The organism is Musicola paradisiaca NCPPB 2511, from assembly GCF_000400505.1.
GTDB classification, from domain to species: domain Bacteria; phylum Pseudomonadota; class Gammaproteobacteria; order Enterobacterales; family Enterobacteriaceae; genus Musicola; species Musicola paradisiaca.
Genome location: NZ_CM001857.1, coordinates 369,993 through 390,655 on the forward strand (window position 1 = coordinate 369,993; position 20,663 = coordinate 390,655).

Consider the following 20,663-nt stretch of genomic DNA (forward strand, 5'->3'; position numbering starts at 1 on the left):
GTGGTCGTTTTGTGTACGAAATGGATGGCGCCCGCTCCCGTGGTGGAGAAAAAGCAGAAGCGAGGCTACCGGAGAATGCCTCGCTTCTGTTGCAACATACGTGGGCGCTGAACCGACGCGCCAGAGTGCGCGGATTAGTGCAGGGTTTGTGTCGGGCGCGCCTGACGCAGCGCCGCGATGTCAGACTGACTGAACAGGTAGTGACTGCCGCAATAGTCGCAGTGCATATCGATCTGCCCGTCCTGCTCCAGAATCTCCTGGATTTCGCTTTCCGCCAGTGTCATCAGCGCATCGGCACAACGTTCCCGAGAACAGTGACACTGAAATTCGACCGGTTGCGGTTCATACAGTGTGACGCTCTCCTGATGGTATAGACGATAGAGCACGTCATTGGCCGCCAGCCCAAACAGCTCTTCACCTTTGACGGTGGCGGTGAGTTGCGCGAGGTGGTCGAAATCGTCGCGGCTGCCCTGCTGCGACGGCAGCACCTGCAGCAACATACCTGCCGCACAGCTCTTGCCTTCGTGCTCGCCGGTGCGAATGAATAGCCGCGTCGGCAGTTGTTCGGATTGCTGGAAGTAGTTTTCCAGACAAGCGGCGAGAGTGTCGCCGTCCAGACCGACCACCCCCTGATAACGTTCGCCTTCGGTCGGCGTGATAGTGATCACCAGATAACCGTTGCCCACCATCTCCCGCAGCGAACTGCCCTGTGTTACCTCGCCTTGCAGGCGGGCGACGCCGCGCATTTGCTGCTGGTGGTTGCCGTTGATGACCGCCAGTTTTAGCGGGCCGTCGCCTTGTACCTGAACGGTAATGTCGCCGCTGAATTTCAACGTGGCGGTCAGCAGACTGGTAGCGACCAGCAGTTCTCCCAGCAAGGTTTTTACGGCTGCCGGGTAGTCGTGATTAGCCAGCATATGCTGGAATGTTTCGCTGACTGTCGCCAGCTCGCCGCGCACGGCGTAGTTTTCGAACAGATAACGATGTAATTGGTCATGATTGGCCATAATGGTTCTCTCGCGTCGGCACCGGTTTATTCGGTGTCGCTGTATTTAAATTTAATCAGATCCCGGCGCTCTTTTTTATCCGGGCGTCGATCCGGATGCGGCATGGATAACGCATTCAGTTTTCTGGCCAGCGCCAGTTTCTCTCGCTTTTCGATGCTGGCCGGCGTTTCCTGATACAGGGTTTGCGCCTCCTGCGCGGATCGCCGTTGATCGCTGATGGCGCATACGATAACCGTTCGTGCGTCGTTTCCCTGCCGCAGCGTGATCTCGGCATCCAGCTCGACCAGCTTGCTTGGCTTGCTGCGCTGGCCGTTGTAATGCACTTTCCCGCCGTCCACCATTTCCCGGGCGATAGCGCGGGTTTTGTAAAACCGGGCAGCCCACAGCCATTTATCCAGACGAACCGCGTGATCGTCATCAGATTCGGGCTTTTTGCTCATGAAGCCTCCGTTAGGGTTGACCAAGCGCCGGCAAGAGCCCCCGGTAATCGTTCATTGACGGGTGCTGGAAGAACTGTTTTTCTTTCCGGCTGGTGGAATCTGGGTTGCTAACGCCCAGGCAATAACGAATACCGAAGGTTTTAGCGGCATCCAGAATCGGTTCGCTGTCGTCTACAAACAGCGTCCGGGCCGGGTTAAAACCGGTTTGAGCTTGAACGGCATGCCATAACCGCTGATCTTCTTTCGGATATCCGTAAGTATGGGTGGAAAGCAGTAAATCAAGGTATTGATCCAGTCCGGTATGTTCCACCTTGACTGACAGGCTATGGGGATGGGCATTGGTCAGCAGGATGGTTTTTTTACCGCGGGTGCGCAATGCATTGAGAAAGGGCGCGGTATCCTGACGCAAACTGGCGCGATGACCGATATCGCTGGTCATCTGGTAAATATCGAGCTCTAGCTGTTTGCTCCAGTAATCCAGGCTGTACCAGTTCAGCGTATGCTGCACGGCATGATACTCCCGTTCAACCAACTGGTGTGCCTGTTCCAGGCTGATGCCCCGCCGGTGACTGAGGGTCTGCGGCACCAGTTGCAGCCAGAAATAGCTGTCGAACGCCAGGTCGATCAAGGTGCCGTCCATGTCCAGCAGGACGGTGTCGATTTCACTCCAGTTTAGTTCGGAACTCATACGCACTCCTGAAAAAATGCCGTCATCCAGAAAGACCGGCATGACGGCAGACAACGCGCGTCAGGGTAGCATATTCGCAGGGTGCCGCCTAAGAGTGAATCGTGTTGCCGTAAACGACGGCGGAGGCTGGCGCTTCTGGTGCCAGATGACGGGCATAATATTGCTGAATATTGGCGATGCGTTGCTGGCCGCGTCGATATTTGATGATGATCAGCGCCAGGTTGAGCACCACAATGACGCCGAACATCAACAACAGCAGGCAACTGCCCAACGAACGCCATAACGTGACGGCGTCGGGTTCGCTGTGCAGCGAGAGATGGCGGGTACCATTGGCATCAACGCTAATCTGGGTGATTACGCCATTGGCTGAGAATGGTGTGCGTAGCAACAACGAGGACAGCCGTTGCAGCTCCTGCCACTGTTCCTGAGGCGGAAAATCACGTAGTGGCGTGCCCGGCAAGGGATGGGTCACGAATTGCCGGCCCTCGTCGCTACGAATCAGGAAACCACCCGGCGACGGGCTGTTCAATGAGTTGGTGGCGGCGCTGATTTCCCGGCCGTAGAAGCTGTCCGCCGCATTATTGACCAGAGACTCCAGCGACTCGGCGCTGACCGGGCGGAGTATGACGCTGGTGCCTTTCAGCGCGCCGGTGCGTGCGCGTTTAACCAACATGTCCCAGTTTTTCGCGTTTCCAAGATTTACCAGTGCGTTTTTGAGGCGTACACAATCGTCGTCTTTTTCACAGAGCGCATCGGTTTTCAATACGATATCCGAGAAATCATTCAGCAGGATCATGCCCGATTTCTGAATGGTGTTGGCAAGCGGTGAATTCACCGAACTGTCATTGTTCGCCGGCGGGTGTAACTGATCGTTCAGGGTTTTTTTCAACGCGATGGTCTTATCGATAATCTCAGATTCCGGCAATGGCAGGGGGGCTGCCTTGTTCCAGTAAATGGCCGAACAGTCGAACGGCGAGAACGAAGACGATTTCGGCGCCGGCGTATCGTGATTGAGCGGCGGCACGTAACACATGCCGGAACCCTGAATCTGCAGTTTATCGCCGATATGAAGCGTCATACGCTCCAGCTCGTCAACCTGTGACACATGAATATTCTCAACGCCTTGCATCCAGGCCATGCTCAATTTCAGGGGAAGGTCGAGCGGTATGTATACCAACAGCAGGAGCAGACTTATCAGGGAGCCGCACGCGAGCACCAGATTGCGTCCCCAGTGTTGCAGCGGGAAGAATTTCACTTCGTTATGCAGCGACAGATATTTGCCCTGCCTTACCACCTGCCGATTGAGATAGATATCAACATCCGTTTTTTTACCGAGATCGTAGCCGATATAAGGTTGCCAGTGTGGCGGATAGATCAGATCGATATTGCCGAGTGAGACGTTTTTGAGCGGGGTTTGCCCCATATCGCTGAATAATCCCAGGCATTGCGGGGTGCCATTCAGGCAATGTACGTCTCGCAATTCCCGCGACAGCGGCGGGCGGAACAACTGCCAGCAGCACCAGATGGCGATAAGGAGCGCTGTGCCCGCCAACCAAGGCAGGATAGTTATCGGGCTGTTCAGACTAAAAACCAGCAGCAGGAATGCCAATCCCAGCAAGCTGGCGTCCCTGATGCCGCGGGAACGGTGTATCGCGTGCTCTTCCTGCGTCTCCTTACGGATGGAAACCAGTTCGGTGTGCTCGTGCTGTTCAGCGCTGATGGATGCGCGATCGCCAGGGATGTCGCGCCCTGCTGTGGTATGGAGATTGTCGACGAGTTCAGACAACGAATGACCATTCAGCGAGATCACGAGTGGAATAGAACGGGTTTTTATCAGTTCGATCTGATTATCCTGCGCGATGTACTGTTCCCACTGAGCGGGAAGATAAATTTCCTGTGTATCGATGAAATAGCGCCATTGATTGGGCGCATCGGTGCCCAATCCGTAACGGTTGATGCTGTGGGATATCTGATAAACCCGGCTGTTTTGCAGCAGACGGGGACGGCATGGAGCCGGAGAGGGGAATGCTGAGGACGCACGATTCTGGACGTTCATATCCAGATAATGTTCAACGGCAATACACTCTTCCGGGGTCAGTTGGCGATGCCCCGCAGGTGTAGTTGGTAAACGTTTGGCAAAAATAGTACGACGATGCATGCGATAGCCAATGAACGCCCCTATCGCGATCAGAGTGGTAAACAATACAGCCAATATGATGAGTATTGTGCTCATATTATTGCCATCCAACAGCGTAAGGCTCCCTCTGTTATGCTCGGATACTAACAGAAATGCACGTTTTGTGTTAATCCATACAACTTTGTTAGTGGCCTTTACTGACTGAATTCACCCACGATTATCTGTGGAACACATGATGATAACAATCAAGACTTTTATCAGGAATGAGGATAATCCGAATTTTTAAGATGGGGGCGGTTTCCGTTTTTAGGAAATCAAAAATGCGGATTATTTATAAAAAAACTAATGTATGGTCTTTGTTGCTGTTATGTAAAATTATCATGATGACGTTGCGGCAATCGTTAATGTTAACGCACAATGTAAAAGATTAAACATAGTGTGAGGAAGGTGAACGATTGTGCGGCTTTCCGTGGTTTTCATTAGGTGCATAGCCGGATGCCGGAGCGTTTCCTTACTTAGGGGCTACGATGAATAATAACCTGCAAAAACCCAGGATTCTTAAGGTTGAGACGGTTGCCCGTTCGCGTCTTTTCGACGTGGAGTCCGTTGATCTGGAGTTCAGCAATGGCGCTCGCCGGGTGTTTGAACGCATGCGGCCATCCGGCCGCGAAGCGGTCATGATAGTTCCGGTCATTGATGACGAATTATTGCTGATTCGTGAATATGCGGTGGGTATTGAACAGTATGAGTTGGGCTTCCCGAAGGGATTGATTGACCCGGGTGAAACGGTGTTTGAAGCGGCTAATCGCGAACTGATGGAAGAAGCCGGGTTCGGTGCAGAGCAGTTCGAGCTGTTATCCACCCTAACCATGGCGCCGTCTTACTTTTCCAGCACAATGAATGTGGTGATAGCCCGGGGTCTTTATCCCCAACAGCTTGAAGGGGATGAGCCGGAACCGTTACAACAGGTTCGCTGGCCGTTGCGGGACATGATGACTTTGCTGCAAGAGCCTGATTTTCGCGAGGCTCGCAACGTTAGCGCGCTATTTTTGGCCCAACAGCGGCTCAGCCGGGATGACTAACCATGTCCCCTGGTAGAAAAACAAAGTAGCAAAACAAAAAGGCGCGAATGCGCCTTTTTGCTGACTTCCGTCTGTCAGAACAACTCTTCCGCCTGACCACTGCTGGTATTGAATAATGTCGTACCGGCATCGTGGACTGCTTTTTCCGTTGGCTGAGTGCCGTCGATGAAATACTCCTGACGGCTGTTACCCCCGCCATCAGAGAGTTTGCCGCTACTGCGATCGATCACTACGCTGACCACTCCCGGCGGTGTCGGTGTCTTCTGTTCAGGGAGGCCGGCCAGCGCAACTTTCATGAAGTCGTCCCAAGCCGGTTCCGCCGTTTTAGCGCCGCCCTCATAACCTGAGATCTGATCGCGGATGACGCCGGAAACGGACGAACGGCCCAGATCGCGGCGGTGGTCATCGAAGCCGATCCATACCGATGCCACGATGTTGGGCCCATAGCCGGAGAACCAGGCATCTTTCGAGTTATTGGTTGTCCCGGTTTTGCCGCCGATATCATGTCGTTGCAGCACTTTGCCTGCCCGCCAACCTGTCCCCATCCAGCCGGGTTCGCCGAACACGTTACTGTTGAGCGCGTCCTTAATGAGGAATGCTAACGGCGTGCTGATTACATGCGGCGCATAAGACTGATTTGCCTGTCTGGCAACCTCAGATGGTGTGATCGGGTCAGCCTGCGGCGCGGTTTGCACCGGATTTTCCTGCGAGGTGGCCACATTTTCCATACTGTCGTCGGACAGCACGGCAGATCGCTGCGTCTCGCCGTAGATCACCGGTAGGTTGCAGGTATCGCAGACAATTTTCGGGCTGGCGCTGAATACCGTAGCCCCCGCTTCATTCTCGATCTTGCTGATGAAGTAAGGGTCGATCAGATAACCGCCATTCGCCATAACGGCATAACCGCGAACGACCTGCAATGGCGTGAAGGACGCGGCGCCCAACGCCAGAGATTCCGTATGGACGATGTTCTGCTCCGGGAAACCAAAACGCTCCAGATAGTCTGCGGCGTAATCGACGCCCATGGCGCGCATCGCACGCACCATCACCACGTTTTTCGACTGTCCCAAACCTTGACGCAAACGAATCGGGCCGTCATAAACCGGCGGCGAGTTTTTGGGACTCCAGTCGGAGCCGGCACCGGGATCCCAACGGGTGATTGGGGCATCATTCAGTATGGTCGCCAGCGTCAGGCCTTTATCCATCGCGGCGGTATAAAGGAATGGCTTGATGTTGGAGCCGACCTGACGCAGCGCCTGGGTAGCGCGATTGAATTTGCTCTGGCTGAAATCGAACCCGCCGACCAGTGCCAGTATGGCGCCGTTGGTAGGATTGACGGACACCAGCGCAGAGTTGACGTCCGGTACTTGTCCCAGCCACCACTCTTTGTCGACTTTACGTACCCAAATCTGTTGGCCGGCATCCAGCACGTCCATGACACGTTTGGGGGTCGGGCCTTGTTCGGTATCGGAGCGATAGGCTCGCGCCCAACGCACACCCGCCAACGTCAGCTCGATCTTCTCGCCGCTCGGCAGCATGGCATGCGCCTTATCAGCGGTAGCATCAAGCACTGCCGCCGGCATTAGCGGCCCGTAGGTTGGCAGTTTTTTCAACGCTTCGGTGATCTTGTCCTGCGGCCAGGCTGCGGTGCGCGGTTTCCACAATTCCTGATCCGGGCCGCGATAGCCATGGCGCATGTCGTAAGCCATCACATTGTTGCGGACAGCTTCATCCGCAGCCTGCTGTAGCTTGCGGGTAATGGTGGTGTAGACCTTGTACCCATCGTTATAGGCATCTTCACCATAACGTTTCACCATTTCCTGCCGTACCATCTCCGCCATATAAGGCGCGGAAAATGCGACTTCCGGAGCATGGTAGTCCGCATTGAGTTTTTCATTGCGGGCCTGATCGTATTGCGCCTGGGTGATGTAATTTTCATCCAGCATACGGGCCAATACCACATTGCGGCGGGCAATTGCGCGGTCGTAGGAATAGAGCGGGTTAAATGTCGACGGCGCTTTGGGCAAGCCCGCGATCATCGCCATTTCACCCAGCGTCAACTGGTCGATCGTCCGGCCGAAATAAACCTGTGCAGCGGCGCCGACGCCGTAGGCGCGATACCCCAGATAAATCTTGTTCAGATAGAGTTCGAGAATTTCATCTTTGGTCATCATCTGTTCGATGCGAACCGCCAGAAAAACCTCTTTTATTTTACGCAGCAGCGTTTTTTCCGGGCTGAGGAAAAAATTGCGCGCCAACTGTTGGGTAATGGTGCTGGCACCTTGCGAAGCGTGGCCGGACGTCAATGCGATCATCGTGGCGCGAATGATGCCCTGCGGATCGATACCGTGGTGCTCGTAGAAACGACTGTCCTCTGTGGCGATAAACGCCCGTACCATCACTGGCGGGATCTGATCGAGTTTTAGCGGGATGCGGCGCTTTTCGCCGAACTGGGCGATCAGCTCGCCATCGGCGGTGTAGACCTGCATCGGTGTTTGCAGACGAACATCTTTCAGCGTCGCGACATCGGGTAGTTGAGGCTCAATATAGCGATAAAGGCCATAGAGCGAGGCGGTTCCCAGCAGAATGCAACTTACTGCAAGGATGAGTAAATACTTTACGAACTTCACCTGGGATTTTCCATTCAGTAGCGTTTGAATAGTTTATAGACAGACGGGCGCTAGTATAAAGGTAAGCCAGCAAGGTGGATACGTTCTTTTGCTAAACGATAAGGAGATCGAACGATTATGGCTTATCCCGTCTGGCAGATTGGCATGGATGTCCAAAACGGTGTTTTGCGTGCGCTGGCGGTACAGCGTCGACGCCACGGCTGGCAACTGCGGCAGTGGTGGCAGTTGCCTTTGCCGGGCGACACGCTGCGCGGCGGCAGCTTACATAATCCGGCGGCGTTATGTGCGGTTCTGCAGCGGTGGAAACGCGAATTGCCGCATTATGTGTCGCTCCGGCTGGCTTTCCCCGCTGACCGGGTGTTGCAACAGCGACTTTCCGAACCAGATGGCCGGCTGCGGGAGCCTGAGCGAGGGTGGTACATCGAAAAAATGGCGGCAAAGAAACTGCCCGTCAGCAGCGACGCTCTGATTTTTGATTACCGCATCGATCCTGCTGTTGCCGATTCTGTGCTAGTGACCGCAGCGCGTAAGGCTGAGCTGGCTCTTTGGTTGGACTGTTTTCGACACGCCGGGTTACAGCTGGATGCCGTGGATATCACGCCTTGCGCTCTACGTTGTATGGCGCACCAGGCAGGGCTGGCCTCTGACAATATGCTGGTGCACCGTTTTGAAGATCGCTGGCTATGGATATCGTCGCTGAATGCGCCGCTGGCTTTTGGGACGGTGCATGTGGATGACGCTGCGGACTTCTCCGCATTGTTATCGTATGTTAGTGCTCACTATGAGCCTATGGCTTCTGAGCCAATATATCTGAGCACCTCTGCTCCTGATTTTCTGCCGGAGGCCTCATCGTCTTTCACGCTGTGGTCGCCCTTGCCGGCGTTTAGTCAGCAGCAGCCTCCTTTACCGGCGTTCCCTTCGGCATTCGTTATCGCTGGCGGGTTGGCCATCAGACCGGAGGATGTCTGATGCCGATGACCAATCTTCTCCCCTGGCGTCAGTCGCGGCGGCAATATCGTATGCGCCGGCTCGTGTGCGCACTGGTCATACAGTTTGCGGCGACATCGATCGTGTTATTCGCCATGCGGTTGCAGTTTCGCCAGCAGCAACATGTATTGCGGCAACTGATCGTGCAGATCTCGGATGGACAACGACAGTATGCCGGGCTGTCCCTTCAGGCCGCTGATCTTCGTCGGCAAGTGCTCGCCCAGCAGGCTTTGTTGGATCAAAAACGTCAGAATCAGCAGCGGAACCAGCGTTATCTTACGTTGCTGGAACAGCTTCCCCGCGTTATCCCCGATGTCATTTGGTTGACATCGGTCAGTGACAGCAATGCGGCGATACGATTATCCGGAGTGAGTAATCACTATTCTTCTGTGGTCGAATTTTCGAAAAGACTTGCCGGATTACCCGTATTTACAGTGGCTGAGTTGCAGGAGGCACAACGAGACCACAGCGATGCATCCAGGCTGCAATTCTCGTTGCGCCTTTACTGGAAACCTGTAACCGATGCGGAGAGACAGCCATGATCGAAGGGGTTCTTTTACGGTTTTCCCGCTGGCTGCATGTACCGTTACGGGTTTCCCTGCCGGTACAAACGCTGGGTGTAATGGCGTTATCCATCGTTTTTGGCATCCTGTTGGCGGCCCATGAACGTAATCAATTGCGCGAACTACGGCAGCAGCAGGAGGAGGGCATGCGACAAATTGCCGAATGGCGGCAAAAGCTGATTGCGATGCCTGCGATTAGCGACCTGCGGCGACAGCGGGATGAATATTCGGTATCCGGACGCACGCTAACGACGGAGGTGGTGGTGGCGCTTGTGGAGCAGTCATTACGCGACGCCGGCGTTAGCCTGGTGAGTTGGCAGTCTCGGGACGTCGAGAATGCGTCGGGAGTGACATCCGGCTGGTTGTTGGTCTTTGCGGGCGGTTATGAAGGCGTTTTACGTTTTTTACGGAGCATGGATGCCATTCCCGGTGCATTGCGCGTTGAGCACCTGCATATCAGTAAGATGCAGCATGAATTACGTGTTGAGGTGCTGTTGTCAGCGCCAGTGCCCGATAGCCCGGAGCGGTCGGTATGAGGTTGCTTTGGGGGGCTGCCTGCGGGTTTCTACTGGCAGGGGCACAAGCGACGGAGTGGCGTGATCCGTTTCAGCCTATAGCGAGCCGGGCGTGCGAACAGGAGTCGGCCGCATCATGGCGGTTAAAAGGCGTTATTGGCGATGGATTGCGTTGGAGCGGCTGGCTGGAACAGCCGCAACAAGCGTGGCGTCGCATTCGGCTGGGAGATGTGCTGCAACCCGAAGGATGGCGGGTCGTGCAACTCGGGCGTCAGGGCGGTGTCTTTCGTCCCGAGGGCGGGGATGCTGCCTGTAAAAATGAAGATGTCTATCTGGTAGCACCGTTGCAGCACAGCATCGATGAAACTGGGCAAAAAAACGCGGAATAGGGATACAACGATGAAAGGGATGTTCATATACGGTATGACGCTGGTCATGGCGGCGCAGTGCGCTGATACGTGGGCTAACGCAGAGACGCCTGTTTCGCTGGCGTTCGATGATGTGCCGGTACAACGGGTTTTGCAGGCGTTGGCTGAGCATCAGCAGCTGAATCTGGTGATCGCACCGGGCGTGGAGGGGAATGTGAGTCTGACTCTTGAGCGCGTACCGTGGCGGCAGGCGTTGGATATTATTTTGCGTATGGGGGATCTCACGCTGGAACGGGAAGGGCGCGTTCTGATGGTCTACCCACGAGAACATCTTGAAATGCTTCGCCTGCAACAGGCTGAGGAGGATGAACGGAAACAGCAGCAGCAGGCGTTACTGAATTTGTCCGTGACCTTGCGGCATGCGGAATCAACGGAAGTGGCCGCCAGTTTGCAGAGTCAGCGGGGCACCTTGCTGACCGAACGCGGCAGCGTCACCGTGGATAAACGCACCAATACTCTGATTGTTCGGGATGTCTCCTCCGCGCTGGAGCAGATCCGTTCGTGGCTGGACGTATTGGACAAGCCCCTCGCTCAGGTTCAACTGGCGGCACACATTGTCACCATCAGCAGCGAGCATCTCAAGGCGCTGGGTGTGAACTGGGGGCTGGATGCTGGCGATGCAACGAAACAGGCGCTAAGGATGAACAACTTCAACATCAACCTGCCTGTGGAAACGCCGACCGTGAACGCCGGTTTTCATCTTGCTCGTCTTAACGGACGATTGCTGGATCTCGAACTCATGGCGCTGGAGCAAGAAGATGAAGTGGAAATTATCGCCAGCCCCCGTCTGTTCACCGCGCATCAGCAAACCGCCAGTATCAAGCAGGGAACCGAAATTCCTTATCAGGTTTCCAGCGGCGCCAGTGGTTCCACATCGATTGAGTTCAAAGAGGCGGTGCTGGGGATGGAAGTCACCCCCAGAATTTTGCAGGGTGGGTTTATTACCCTGAATTTACTGATTAGTCAGAATATGCCAGGGCGTTCTATCAAGCAGGGCGAGGGGGAAATGCTGGCGATTGATAAACAGGAAATCCAGACGCAGGTTACGGTAAAGGATGGGGAGACCATTGTTCTTGGCGGCATTTTTCAGCAGCAAAAGAACAGGACTGAGCGGAAAGTTCCTGGACTGGGGGCGTTGCCGGGTATCGGTCGATTATTCAGCAGCAGTGACCGGCAGAATACACGACGAGAACTGGTGATTTTTATCACGCCGACGTTGATTCAAGCTTCGTTGCCGACGAAACAGCCCTGACACGACGGTTGCCGATTTCTCTGGTATCTCAATGTTTTTCGTTAAATCGTGTTCTTCATGGTTTGACGATGCCCCGGTTTTAGCATACAAGGGTAGCCAATTGGCCACCTGGCGACGGGCGTGTCCCTTCCCGGTGTTGATAGCGCATATGGTTTACCGCCGCTTGGTTCGTGTGGCATTTTATTCGGTTGCCAAACTACCCAGAGTATTGAGATAATTTTTTGTCTGATTCTCGCACTATCGCTCATGAGGTTTCAGTTTAGGTTCCGCCGCAGGTTCTATGGCGGGGCGGGTTATCATTAACGAATTTCTTAGTAATACCAAAAAAATGGCAGAGAAACGCAATATCTTTCTTGTTGGGCCCATGGGTGCCGGCAAAAGCACTATTGGCCGTCAGTTAGCTCAGCAGCTCAACATGGAATTCTTCGACTCCGATCAAGAAATTGAGCGACGTACCGGGGCTGATGTTGGCTGGGTATTCGATTTAGAAGGCGAAGAAGGTTTCCGCGAGCGCGAAGAGAAAATTATTAATGAGCTGACGGAAAAACAAGGAATTGTTTTGGCTACAGGCGGTGGCTCGGTGAAATCACGCGAGACCCGCAATCGTCTTTCCGCGCGGGGCGTGGTGGTCTATCTGGAGACCACAATCGAAAAGCAACTGGCTCGCACGCAACGGGATAAAAAACGCCCGTTACTTCAGGTAGAAAACCCTCCACGCGAAGTCCTTGAAGCATTGGCAAGAGAGCGTAATCCATTATACGAAGAGATTGCCGATGTCACTATTCGCACCGATGAACAAAGCGCCAAGGTAGTTGCCAACCAGATCATCAGCATGCTGGAAAACAACTGATTTTTTAACAATACCTGCTTGTCGCAGGTTTTCCGAACGATCATGGAACGTGCATGGAAAGAATTACCGTCACTCTTGGGGAGCGCAGCTACCCCATTACGATAGCAGCCGGACTCTTCCAGGAGCCGGGTTCTTTTATGCCGTTGAAAACCGGCGATCAGGCGATGCTGGTGACGAATGAAACACTGGCGCCTCTCTACCTGGATACTGTGCGCAGCGTGCTGGAAAAAGGCGGTATTCGCGTTGATCAGGTGATTCTGCCGGATGGCGAGCAGTACAAATCGCTGGCGGTTATGGAACAGGTGTTTTCTGCGCTGCTGGAGAAGCCCCATGGTCGTGATACTACTCTGATAGCGCTGGGTGGCGGCGTGATTGGCGATCTTACCGGCTTTGCTGCGGCCTGTTATCAGCGGGGCGTGCGTTTCATTCAGGTTCCCACGACACTGTTGTCTCAGGTGGATTCCTCCGTCGGCGGCAAGACGGCGGTAAACCATCCGCTGGGCAAAAATATGATCGGCGCGTTCTATCAGCCTGCATCCGTCGTTATCGATATCAACTGCCTAAAAACGTTGCCCGCTCGCGAGTTGTCTTCTGGTCTGGCGGAAGTCATCAAGTATGGGATTATTCTCGATCGCGCTTTCTTTGAATGGCTGGAAGGGCATATTGAAGAGGTGCGTGCGTTGAAGGAAGGGCCTTTGGCTTACTGTATCCGTCGTTGTTGCGAACTGAAAGCTGACGTTGTCGCTGCGGATGAACGTGAATCTGGGCTGCGCGCATTGCTGAATCTGGGCCATACTTACGGGCATGCTATTGAAGCGGAAATGGGTTATGGCAATTGGCTGCACGGCGAAGCTGTCGCGGCGGGCATGATGATGGCGTCCCATACTGCGCATCGGCTCGGTCAGTTTAGCGTCGAAGATATCGAACGTGTCGCCTCGTTGTTGCTGCGCGCGGGTCTACCGGTGACTGGGCCTGCGGAAATGGCGCCGGAATCCTATCTTCCCCATATGATGAGAGATAAAAAAGTTCTGGCGGGCGAACTGCGTTTGGTGCTCCCTACGGCGATTGGACGGTCAGAAATGCGTGGCGGCGTGCCGCATGAGCTGGTTCTGGCGTCGATAGCAGATTGTCTCCCCTGACGCCAGCCCCCACCCAGATAAATCACAGTCGAGGGACTGTGATGGTTTACGTTTAAAATACAATGCCTTATGATTTAGTCTTCCGTTGCGTAAAATGTCAGCGGAAACTGGCCTTTCAGTTGGAGGGTATAAATGGATGAGTTCAATCCGGAAGAAGAATTGAAGCCGGATGCCAGCGATCGTCGGCCGACGCGCCCGCAGAGCAGAAACAGAAGCGCAGGCTTTTCGATGCCCAGCGTGTCGTTGTCCCGGCAACATACCATGATCGGTATTGGTATTGTGGTATTGCTGCTGCTTATCGTCGGTATTGGTTCTGCCCTACAGTCCCCAGGACAAGGCCCGACGCAACAGTCAGGCGCGGCGAAAAATATCGATTTGTCATCCTCCATGACCCAGAGCCAACAAAGCGGTTCGCTGCCGCCGCCGACCGCCCCTGCCCAGACTACGTCAGTACCTTCCGGCAATCAGAGTGCTGCCGATCCGCAGTCGCTCAGTGGCCAGCCTATCTCCAGTTCGCCGACGCAAGCCGTGCCGTCGAGCCCGAATGGCAACCAACAACGTATCGAATTGCCCGGCAATATTACGGACGCGCTCTCCCAGCCTCAACAGCAGGATCGAGTGAATGCATTGTCCCAAGGGGCGATGGGGGATGGCGCTATATCCGGTTTGCCAACCGCTCCAGCCACCGTCGTTCCGACGGGGAAAGGGCATACTCAATCGATGGATAAATCGCCAACGATGCGGCAACCGACTAAACCGGCGGAAATCAAAGCCGATAAAGAAACATCCCGGCATGTTGTTGACAATGTTCATAAAATGCCGACGACGGCGATTACACCGGCTCCTGCCAGCAAGCCTGCTGCAGTATCTAAACCGGCGACTGTTGCTGCCAGTGGTCACGGCGGCTCAATTCAGAGTGCGCCTGTTAGCGCTTTCACGCTGCAACTGAGTAGCGCTTCCCGGGAGGAGTCCCTGAAGGCCTATGCTCGCGACCAGCGGTTAGCAAACTACTGGGTGTATGAAACGAAACGTGATGGTAAGCCCTGGTATGTATTGGTGAATGGCGTGTATGCGTCATCCGATGACGCCAAGCGTGCCATTGCATCGTTGCCTGCCGATGTACAGGCGAAAAAACCGTGGGTCAAGCCAATCCGCCAGGTGAAGCAGGACTTAACCAAATAACTTCAATTGGCCCTGATGTGCTGTCTGAAACAGAGTACAATCCGCGGCTCTGCAATGTATGAGTAATTAACGACGGCATGAAGAAAAACCGCGCTTTCTTAAAATGGGCTGGTGGGAAATATCCGCTGGTAGAAGAGATTCGCCGATATTTGCCAGCGGGAGAGTGCCTCATCGAGCCCTTTGTCGGTGCGGGCTCTGTGTTTCTCAATACCGACTATAGCCACTATATTTTGGCCGATATTAATAGTGATCTCATCAATCTCTATAACATCGTCAAAAATGAAACGGACGAATTTATTGGCGATGCCCGTCAGCTTTTTATTGATCGCGTAAATACCCCGGATGCGTTTTATTTATTACGGGACGAGTTCAATATTTGCACACATGCGTATCGACGGGCGTTGCTATTTTTGTACCTCAATCGTCATTGCTATAACGGCTTATGCCGTTACAACATGCGGGGCGAATTCAACGTACCATTTGGCCGTTATAAAAAGCCTTATTTTCCGGAAGAGGAATTACACTGGTTTGCGGAAAAAGCCCAGAATGCCACTTTCGTCTGCGAACATTATCATCAGACATTGATCAACGCGGCGGCCGGTTCGGTGGTGTATTGCGATCCACCTTATGCGCCGCTGTCGGCAACGGCCAATTTTACGGCTTACCACACCAATAATTTCAATAATCAGGATCAACTGAATCTGGCGCGGCTGGCGTTAAGGCTGTCGGCGGAAAGCCGGATCCCGGTATTGATATCCAATCATGACACGTTGCTGACACGTGAGTGGTATCAGGATGCTTCCTCGCTGTATGTGGTCAGAGCGCGTCGAACCATCAGTCGTAATATTACCGGGCGCAGCAAAGTGAATGAGCTGCTGGCCTTATACTGTTAGGTCGTGGAGTCAAATCCACTGCCGATGGGCAACTGATGCCCCTGGAAAACAGCTGCTGTTCGGGAGTGTCGTTATGTGGTCGCCAGGCCCGGCAGCGCGGACTCAACGAGTTTGGAGAAGCGAATGAAACCGTTTTTGATTGCTCCGTCTATTTTGTCTGCCGATTTCGCAAGGCTTGGCGAAGACACTGAGAAAGCGCTGAAGGCGGGAGCGGATGTGGTTCATTTTGATGTAATGGATAACCACTATGTTCCAAACCTGACCATCGGGCCTCTGGTGCTCAAGTCGCTGCGCGACTATGGCATAACGGCCCCGGTTGATGTTCATTTGATGGTGAAGCCGGTAGATCGGTTGATTCCCGATTTTGCCCAGGCGGGCGCCAATTTCATCACCTTCCATCCAGAGGCATCCGAACATGTCGACCGCACTTTACAGCTCATCAGAGATAACGGTTGCAAAGCCGGGTTGGTATTTAACCCGGCGACGCCACTGAGTTACCTCGACTATGTGATGGACAAGCTGGACATTATTTTGCTGATGTCCGTCAACCCCGGATTCGGCGGGCAATCCTTCATTCCCGCTACGTTGGACAAACTGCGCCAGGTGCGCAGACGGATTGACGACGGTGGTTATGATATCCATCTGGAAGTGGATGGCGGTGTGAAGGTGGATAACATTGCCGACATCGCGGCAGCGGGTGCGGATATGTTTGTTGCTGGCTCCGCCATTTTTGGTCAACCGGATTATCAGGCGGTGATTGCGCGTATGCGACAGGAACTGGCGAAGGTGTCTCATGGCTGATTTGACGTCGATTCGCGGTATAGCGTTCGATCTTGACGGTACGTTGGTGAATAGTGCGCCGGGGCTGGCCGACGCGGTCGATATGGCATTACGCGCCATGGCGCTCACTCCGGCGGGAGAAGCGCGGGTGATCACCTGGATCGGCAACGGTGCGGATGTGCTGGTGGAACGCGCCTTGCGTTGGGCTGGCGGAGAGATAACGACGCGGCTGATTCAGGATACTCGTTCACTGTTCGATAAGTATTACGCTCGAACGGTCGACAGCGGCAGCAGCCTGTTTCCCGACGTAGAGGAAACGCTGGCTGCATTGTCTGCTCAGGGCGTACCGCTGGCGGTGGTGACGAACAAACCGACGCCGTTTGTTGCGCCGTTGCTGGAGGTGCTGGGTATCGGTCATTACTTTTCGCTGATCGTCGGCGGCGATGATGTGCCGCAGAAAAAACCGCATCCGGCGCCGCTCTACCTGGTAATGGGAAAACTGGGGCTGCGGGCAAACGAGTTGCTGTTTGTCGGCGACTCGCGCAATGATATACAGGCCTCCCAGGCAGCAGGTTGCCCTTGTGTCGGCATGACGTATGGATATAACTATGGTGAAGCGATCGCCCTGAGCGGCCCTGATGTGGTGCTCGATCGTTTCGCGGATTTATTGCCCTTAGTCGGGGCATCACTTTCAAACCATCAGGATGCATTATGAGTAAGCCCATTGTATTTAGCGGCGCACAGCCGTCCGGCGAGTTGACCATTGGTAACTACATGGGTGCGTTACGTCAGTGGGTTAACATGCAGGATGAGTTCGACTGCATTTACTGCATTGTGGATCAGCATGCCATTACCGCGCGTCAGGATCCGCAGCAACTGAGAAAAGCGACGCTGGATACGCTGGCGCTTTATCTGGCGTGCGGTATTGATCCACAAAAAAGCACGATTTTTGTTCAGTCCCATGTACCGGAACACGCGCAGCTGGGGTGGTTGTTGAACTGTTATACCTATTTCGGTGAATTAAGCCGTATGACCCAGTTCAAGGATAAATCCGCCCGTTATGCGGAAAACATCAACGCCGGTCTGTTCGATTATCCGGTGCTGATGGCGGCGGACATTCTGTTGTATCAGACCAATCAAGTGCCGGTGGGCGAAGATCAGAAACAGCATCTGGAGCTGAGCCGCGATGTCGCGCAGCGTTTCAACTCGATTTATGGCGATATCTTCAAGGTGCCCGAACCGTTTATTCCGAAGTCCGGCGCCCGTGTCATGTCGCTGCTGGAGCCGACCAAAAAGATGTCCAAGTCGGACGACAATCGCAACAATGTGATCGGTTTGCTGGAAGATCCGAAATCGGTGGTGAAGAAGATCAAACGCGCGGTCACTGATTCTGATGAGCCGCCGGTAGTGCGTTATGATCTGGAGAATAAACCGGGGGTTTCCAACCTGCTGGATATTCTCTCTGCTGTGACCGGCCAGACCGTTGCGGAACTGGAGACGGCGTTTGAAGGCCAGATGTACGGGCATTTGAAAGGCGCTGTGGCGGATGCCGTTTCGGGCATGTTGAGTGAATTGCAGGAGCGTTATTACCGTTTCCGCAATGACGAAGCCTTCCTGCAGCAGGTGATGCGTGACGGCGCAGCCAAAGCCGGCGCCCGTGCTCAGGAAACGCTGCGTAAGGTGTATGACGTCGTTGGGTTCGTTGCCCGCCCTTGATGCGCCCGTCGCAATAAAAAAGCCCTGTATGCCGTGAGGCTACAGGGCTTTGTTGTTTTTACAATACGTTGTGATGTGGTCTATTGCACAATTTATCACGCTATATTTTCTTGAAAATGCACAAATTGCCTGATGACGTGCCCTTTATGCTTCTTGATAATAAATAAAACACCATTTTATTAAAAATGTTACTGTGTTTTGTGTCGCTAATGTTCATTGAGAAAAACCATCATTCAGGCAGGTATTAACGTGAAAATAGAATCTATTGATGTCACCGTCTTCACCTATCCTACACGTCGGGTTTCTGATAGCGCTGGGCATTCTCATCCAGGCGATGAACACCAGGCATCTATGGCGTTGCTGACCATTACGGCAGATGAGGGCAGCAAAGGGTATGCGTTTTCACCGGTGGAAGTTGTCCGGCCTTACGTCGTGAATGCATTTTTCCGTAAAGTGTTGATTGGGCAGGATCCTTTCCAGCGTGAACGCCTCTGGCAGGATCTGGTGCACTGGCAGCGCGGCAGCGCGCATCAACTGACGGATCGGGCGTTGGCGATTGTCGAACAGGCATTGTGGGATCTGATTGGCCGTAAACTGAATGTCCCGGTTTATCAATTATTGGGAGGGTATCGCGACAAGGTTCCCGCCTATGGCAGCACCATGTGCGGCGATGAACTGTCTGGAGGGCTGTCGACGCCGGAAGAGTATGGGTTGTTTGCTGAAAAACTGGTACAGCGCGGCTATAAAGCCATCAAGCTGCACACCTGGATGCCGCCGGTTTCTTTCGCGCCCAGCCCGAAAATGGACGTCAAAGCTTGCGCCGCCGTGCGCGAAGCGGTCGGGCCTGATATCTGCCTGATGCTGGATGGATATCACTGGTATAGCCGCAGCGATGCGCTCTATATCGGCCGGGAGTTGCAGAAGCTGAACTTCACCTGGTTTGAAGAGCCGATGGAGGAGCAAAGCATGGCTTCCTACAGTTGGCTCAGCAAAAACCTTGAGATTGACGTGATTGGGCCGGAAAGCCTGGGCGGCAAATACTTCAGCCGCGCCGACTGGGTGAAGGAAGGCGCCTGCGATATCTTACGTGCCGGCGTGCAGGGCGTTGGCGGGATAGCTCCCTGTGTGAAAGTGGCGCATCTGGCGGAGTCTTTCGGGATGGACTGCGAAATTCATGGCAACGGCGCGGCGAACCTGGCGGTGGTCGGTGCGATCAAAAATTGCCGCTGGTACGAACGTGGTCTGCTGCATCCATTCCTGAACTATGACGAGCCGGCCGCATACCTGAACGCGCTGGTTGATCCGATGGATGAAAATGGGTTTGTTCATTTGCCGCAAGCCCCTGGTTTAGGTGAAGACATCAACTTCGCGTGGATTGACGCTCATACCATAAGCAAAGCATGAATGTGAGCTAGCCTGCCTGATTCCCCGGTAATCCGCCGGGGAAGTCCTCCACGCCAGTTGGCTGTATCTGATTGGTTTTCTTTCCAGTCTTTCTTAATTCCCGGGATTTCCCCAGTAGCCGTTGCTATAAAGACATTCGCCCGCGCGTGGTTACGCAACGAAACGTCGTGAAGTAGGGAATCGCAACATCTGCGATTGTAAAAATGGCGCGCAATTAGTGCTTTTTTATTGAGCGCGACCGAGAATTATGGGTAAAAAAAAGTAAATAGGTAGCGCAGGAAGAGATCGCTATTTAAAATCATTGCGCTTTCTATAGTCAGGCCTCAAAAGGAATTCTCCATGTCAAAACGTATACTGGCAGCCGTCGCAACGGTGCTTTCGCTGACTGCTTTTTCTCCGGCCTTTGCCGCCTCTGGCTCTACCCATGTGTTGTTGACTACGTCAGCCGGAAATATCGAGTTGGCGCTGGAAGATCAAAAAGCGCCGGGCTCGGTAAAAAATTTCGTTGATTACGTGAACAGTGGTTTTTATAACGGCACTATTTTTCACCGGGTGATCCCAGGCTTCATGGTGCAAGGCGGGGGCTTCAGCAGCGACCTGAAACAAAAGTCGCCGAATCCACCGATTAAAAATGAAGCAGATAACGGCCTGCGTAACCTGCGCGGCACCATTGCCATGGCGCGTACCAGTGAGAAAGACAGTGCAACCAGCCAGTTTTTCATCAATGTAGCCGACAATGCGTTTCTGGATCACGGTCAACGTGATTTCGGCTATGCGGTATTTGGCAAAGTGGTGAAAGGCATGGACGTCGCCGATAAGATTTCTCAGGTGCAGACCGAAAATGTTGGGCCTTACCAGAACGTTCCCATCAAACCTATTGTGATTCAGTCTGCCAAAGTCATTAAAAAATAACGTTTTTTGTCTGGCATTCTTGCCGGGTAAGCAGCCCTCGCCATTCGGTGAGGGCTGT

The 20,663-nt window shown here is 53.9% G+C and carries 20 protein-coding genes; 15 read left to right on the forward strand and 5 right to left on the reverse strand.

Annotated elements, in window-relative coordinates; all coding sequences use genetic code 11:
* Positions 1-134 precede the first annotated feature (134 nt).
* From hslO to DPA2511_RS01685, 4 genes are all read right to left on the reverse strand, one after another.
* Positions 135-1,007, reverse strand: a complete 873-nt coding sequence (gene hslO, locus DPA2511_RS01670) for an Hsp33 family molecular chaperone HslO (RefSeq protein WP_012763965.1) — start codon at positions 1,005-1,007, stop codon at positions 135-137.
* 26 nt (positions 1,008-1,033) lie between these two features.
* Positions 1,034-1,447 carry a ribosome-associated heat shock protein Hsp15 gene (gene hslR / locus DPA2511_RS01675; protein WP_012763966.1) on the reverse strand — a complete coding sequence of 138 codons (414 nt, stop codon included), beginning with the start codon at positions 1,445-1,447 and terminating at the stop codon, positions 1,034-1,036.
* 10 nt (positions 1,448-1,457) lie between these two features.
* Positions 1,458-2,135, reverse strand: coding sequence for a GMP/IMP nucleotidase (yrfG, locus tag DPA2511_RS01680; RefSeq protein ID WP_012763967.1), 678 nt, complete (start codon positions 2,133-2,135; stop codon positions 1,458-1,460).
* Positions 2,136-2,223: 88 nt separating this feature from the next.
* On the reverse strand, positions 2,224-4,368 hold the full coding sequence (locus tag DPA2511_RS01685) for an IgaA/UmoB family intracellular growth attenuator (protein WP_012763968.1): 2,145 nt from the start codon (positions 4,366-4,368) through the stop codon (positions 2,224-2,226).
* Between the two features lie 431 nt (positions 4,369-4,799).
* Here DPA2511_RS01685 and nudE point away from each other — a divergent pair, with 431 nt between their 5' ends.
* Positions 4,800-5,354: an ADP compounds hydrolase NudE gene (gene nudE, locus DPA2511_RS01695; protein ID WP_012763969.1), complete on the forward strand. Its 555-nt coding sequence runs from the start codon at positions 4,800-4,802 to the stop codon at positions 5,352-5,354.
* 74 nt (positions 5,355-5,428) lie between these two features.
* Here nudE and mrcA read toward each other — a convergent pair whose 3' ends face one another.
* Complete coding sequence (gene mrcA / locus DPA2511_RS01700; RefSeq protein WP_012763970.1) at positions 5,429-7,984, reverse strand: peptidoglycan glycosyltransferase/peptidoglycan DD-transpeptidase MrcA; 2,556 nt, start codon at positions 7,982-7,984, stop codon at positions 5,429-5,431.
* 117 nt (positions 7,985-8,101) lie between these two features.
* On the opposite strand from mrcA, the gene pilM reads away from it, so the two are divergent.
* The 14 genes from pilM (at position 8,102) to ppiA (ending at position 20,605) form a co-directional block, all read left to right on the forward strand.
* The gene (pilM, locus tag DPA2511_RS01705; RefSeq protein ID WP_012763971.1) at positions 8,102-8,953 is read left to right on the forward strand and encodes a type IV pilus biogenesis protein PilM; all 852 of its coding nucleotides are present in this window, start codon (positions 8,102-8,104) and stop codon (positions 8,951-8,953) included.
* Positions 8,953-9,513 (forward strand): PilN domain-containing protein, encoded by a 561-nt coding sequence (locus DPA2511_RS01710; RefSeq protein WP_012763972.1) that lies wholly within the window; start codon positions 8,953-8,955, stop codon positions 9,511-9,513. The genes pilM and DPA2511_RS01710 overlap by 1 nt, the downstream gene beginning before the upstream one ends.
* Positions 9,510-10,070: a hypothetical protein gene (locus DPA2511_RS22310; protein ID WP_012763973.1), complete on the forward strand. Its 561-nt coding sequence runs from the start codon at positions 9,510-9,512 to the stop codon at positions 10,068-10,070. Before DPA2511_RS01710 ends, DPA2511_RS22310 begins: the two co-directional genes overlap by 4 nt.
* Complete coding sequence (locus tag DPA2511_RS20890) at positions 10,067-10,438, forward strand: HofP DNA utilization family protein (RefSeq protein WP_012763974.1); 372 nt, start codon at positions 10,067-10,069, stop codon at positions 10,436-10,438. Before DPA2511_RS22310 ends, DPA2511_RS20890 begins: the two co-directional genes overlap by 4 nt.
* A 19-nt stretch (positions 10,439-10,457) precedes the next feature.
* Positions 10,458-11,729 (forward strand): DNA uptake porin HofQ, encoded by a 1,272-nt coding sequence (hofQ, locus tag DPA2511_RS01725; RefSeq protein WP_153247125.1) that lies wholly within the window; start codon positions 10,458-10,460, stop codon positions 11,727-11,729.
* 328 nt (positions 11,730-12,057) lie between these two features.
* Positions 12,058-12,579: a shikimate kinase AroK gene (aroK, locus tag DPA2511_RS01730; RefSeq protein WP_023638105.1), complete on the forward strand. Its 522-nt coding sequence runs from the start codon at positions 12,058-12,060 to the stop codon at positions 12,577-12,579.
* Between the two features lie 53 nt (positions 12,580-12,632).
* Positions 12,633-13,718 carry a 3-dehydroquinate synthase gene (gene aroB, locus DPA2511_RS01735; RefSeq protein ID WP_012763977.1) on the forward strand — a complete coding sequence of 362 codons (1,086 nt, stop codon included), beginning with the start codon at positions 12,633-12,635 and terminating at the stop codon, positions 13,716-13,718.
* Positions 13,719-13,850: 132 nt separating this feature from the next.
* Positions 13,851-14,900 (forward strand): SPOR domain-containing protein, encoded by a 1,050-nt coding sequence (locus tag DPA2511_RS01740; RefSeq protein ID WP_012763978.1) that lies wholly within the window; start codon positions 13,851-13,853, stop codon positions 14,898-14,900.
* 77 nt (positions 14,901-14,977) lie between these two features.
* Entirely contained in the window at positions 14,978-15,793 is an 816-nt protein-coding gene (gene dam / locus DPA2511_RS01745; RefSeq protein ID WP_012763979.1) for an adenine-specific DNA-methyltransferase, read from the forward strand.
* Positions 15,794-15,916: 123 nt separating this feature from the next.
* Entirely contained in the window at positions 15,917-16,594 is a 678-nt protein-coding gene (gene rpe / locus DPA2511_RS01750) for a ribulose-phosphate 3-epimerase (RefSeq protein WP_012763980.1), read from the forward strand.
* Positions 16,587-17,288, forward strand: a complete 702-nt coding sequence (locus DPA2511_RS01755) for a phosphoglycolate phosphatase (RefSeq protein WP_012763981.1) — start codon at positions 16,587-16,589, stop codon at positions 17,286-17,288. The genes rpe and DPA2511_RS01755 overlap by 8 nt, the downstream gene beginning before the upstream one ends.
* Positions 17,285-18,289 carry a tryptophan--tRNA ligase gene (trpS, locus tag DPA2511_RS01760; protein ID WP_012763982.1) on the forward strand — a complete coding sequence of 335 codons (1,005 nt, stop codon included), beginning with the start codon at positions 17,285-17,287 and terminating at the stop codon, positions 18,287-18,289. Before DPA2511_RS01755 ends, trpS begins: the two co-directional genes overlap by 4 nt.
* Positions 18,290-18,538: 249 nt before the next feature.
* The gene (locus DPA2511_RS01765; RefSeq protein ID WP_012763983.1) at positions 18,539-19,693 is read left to right on the forward strand and encodes a mandelate racemase family protein; all 1,155 of its coding nucleotides are present in this window, start codon (positions 18,539-18,541) and stop codon (positions 19,691-19,693) included.
* 339 nt (positions 19,694-20,032) lie between these two features.
* Entirely contained in the window at positions 20,033-20,605 is a 573-nt protein-coding gene (gene ppiA, locus DPA2511_RS01770; protein ID WP_012763984.1) for a peptidylprolyl isomerase A, read from the forward strand.
* The last annotated feature ends 58 nt before the right edge of the window (positions 20,606-20,663 follow it).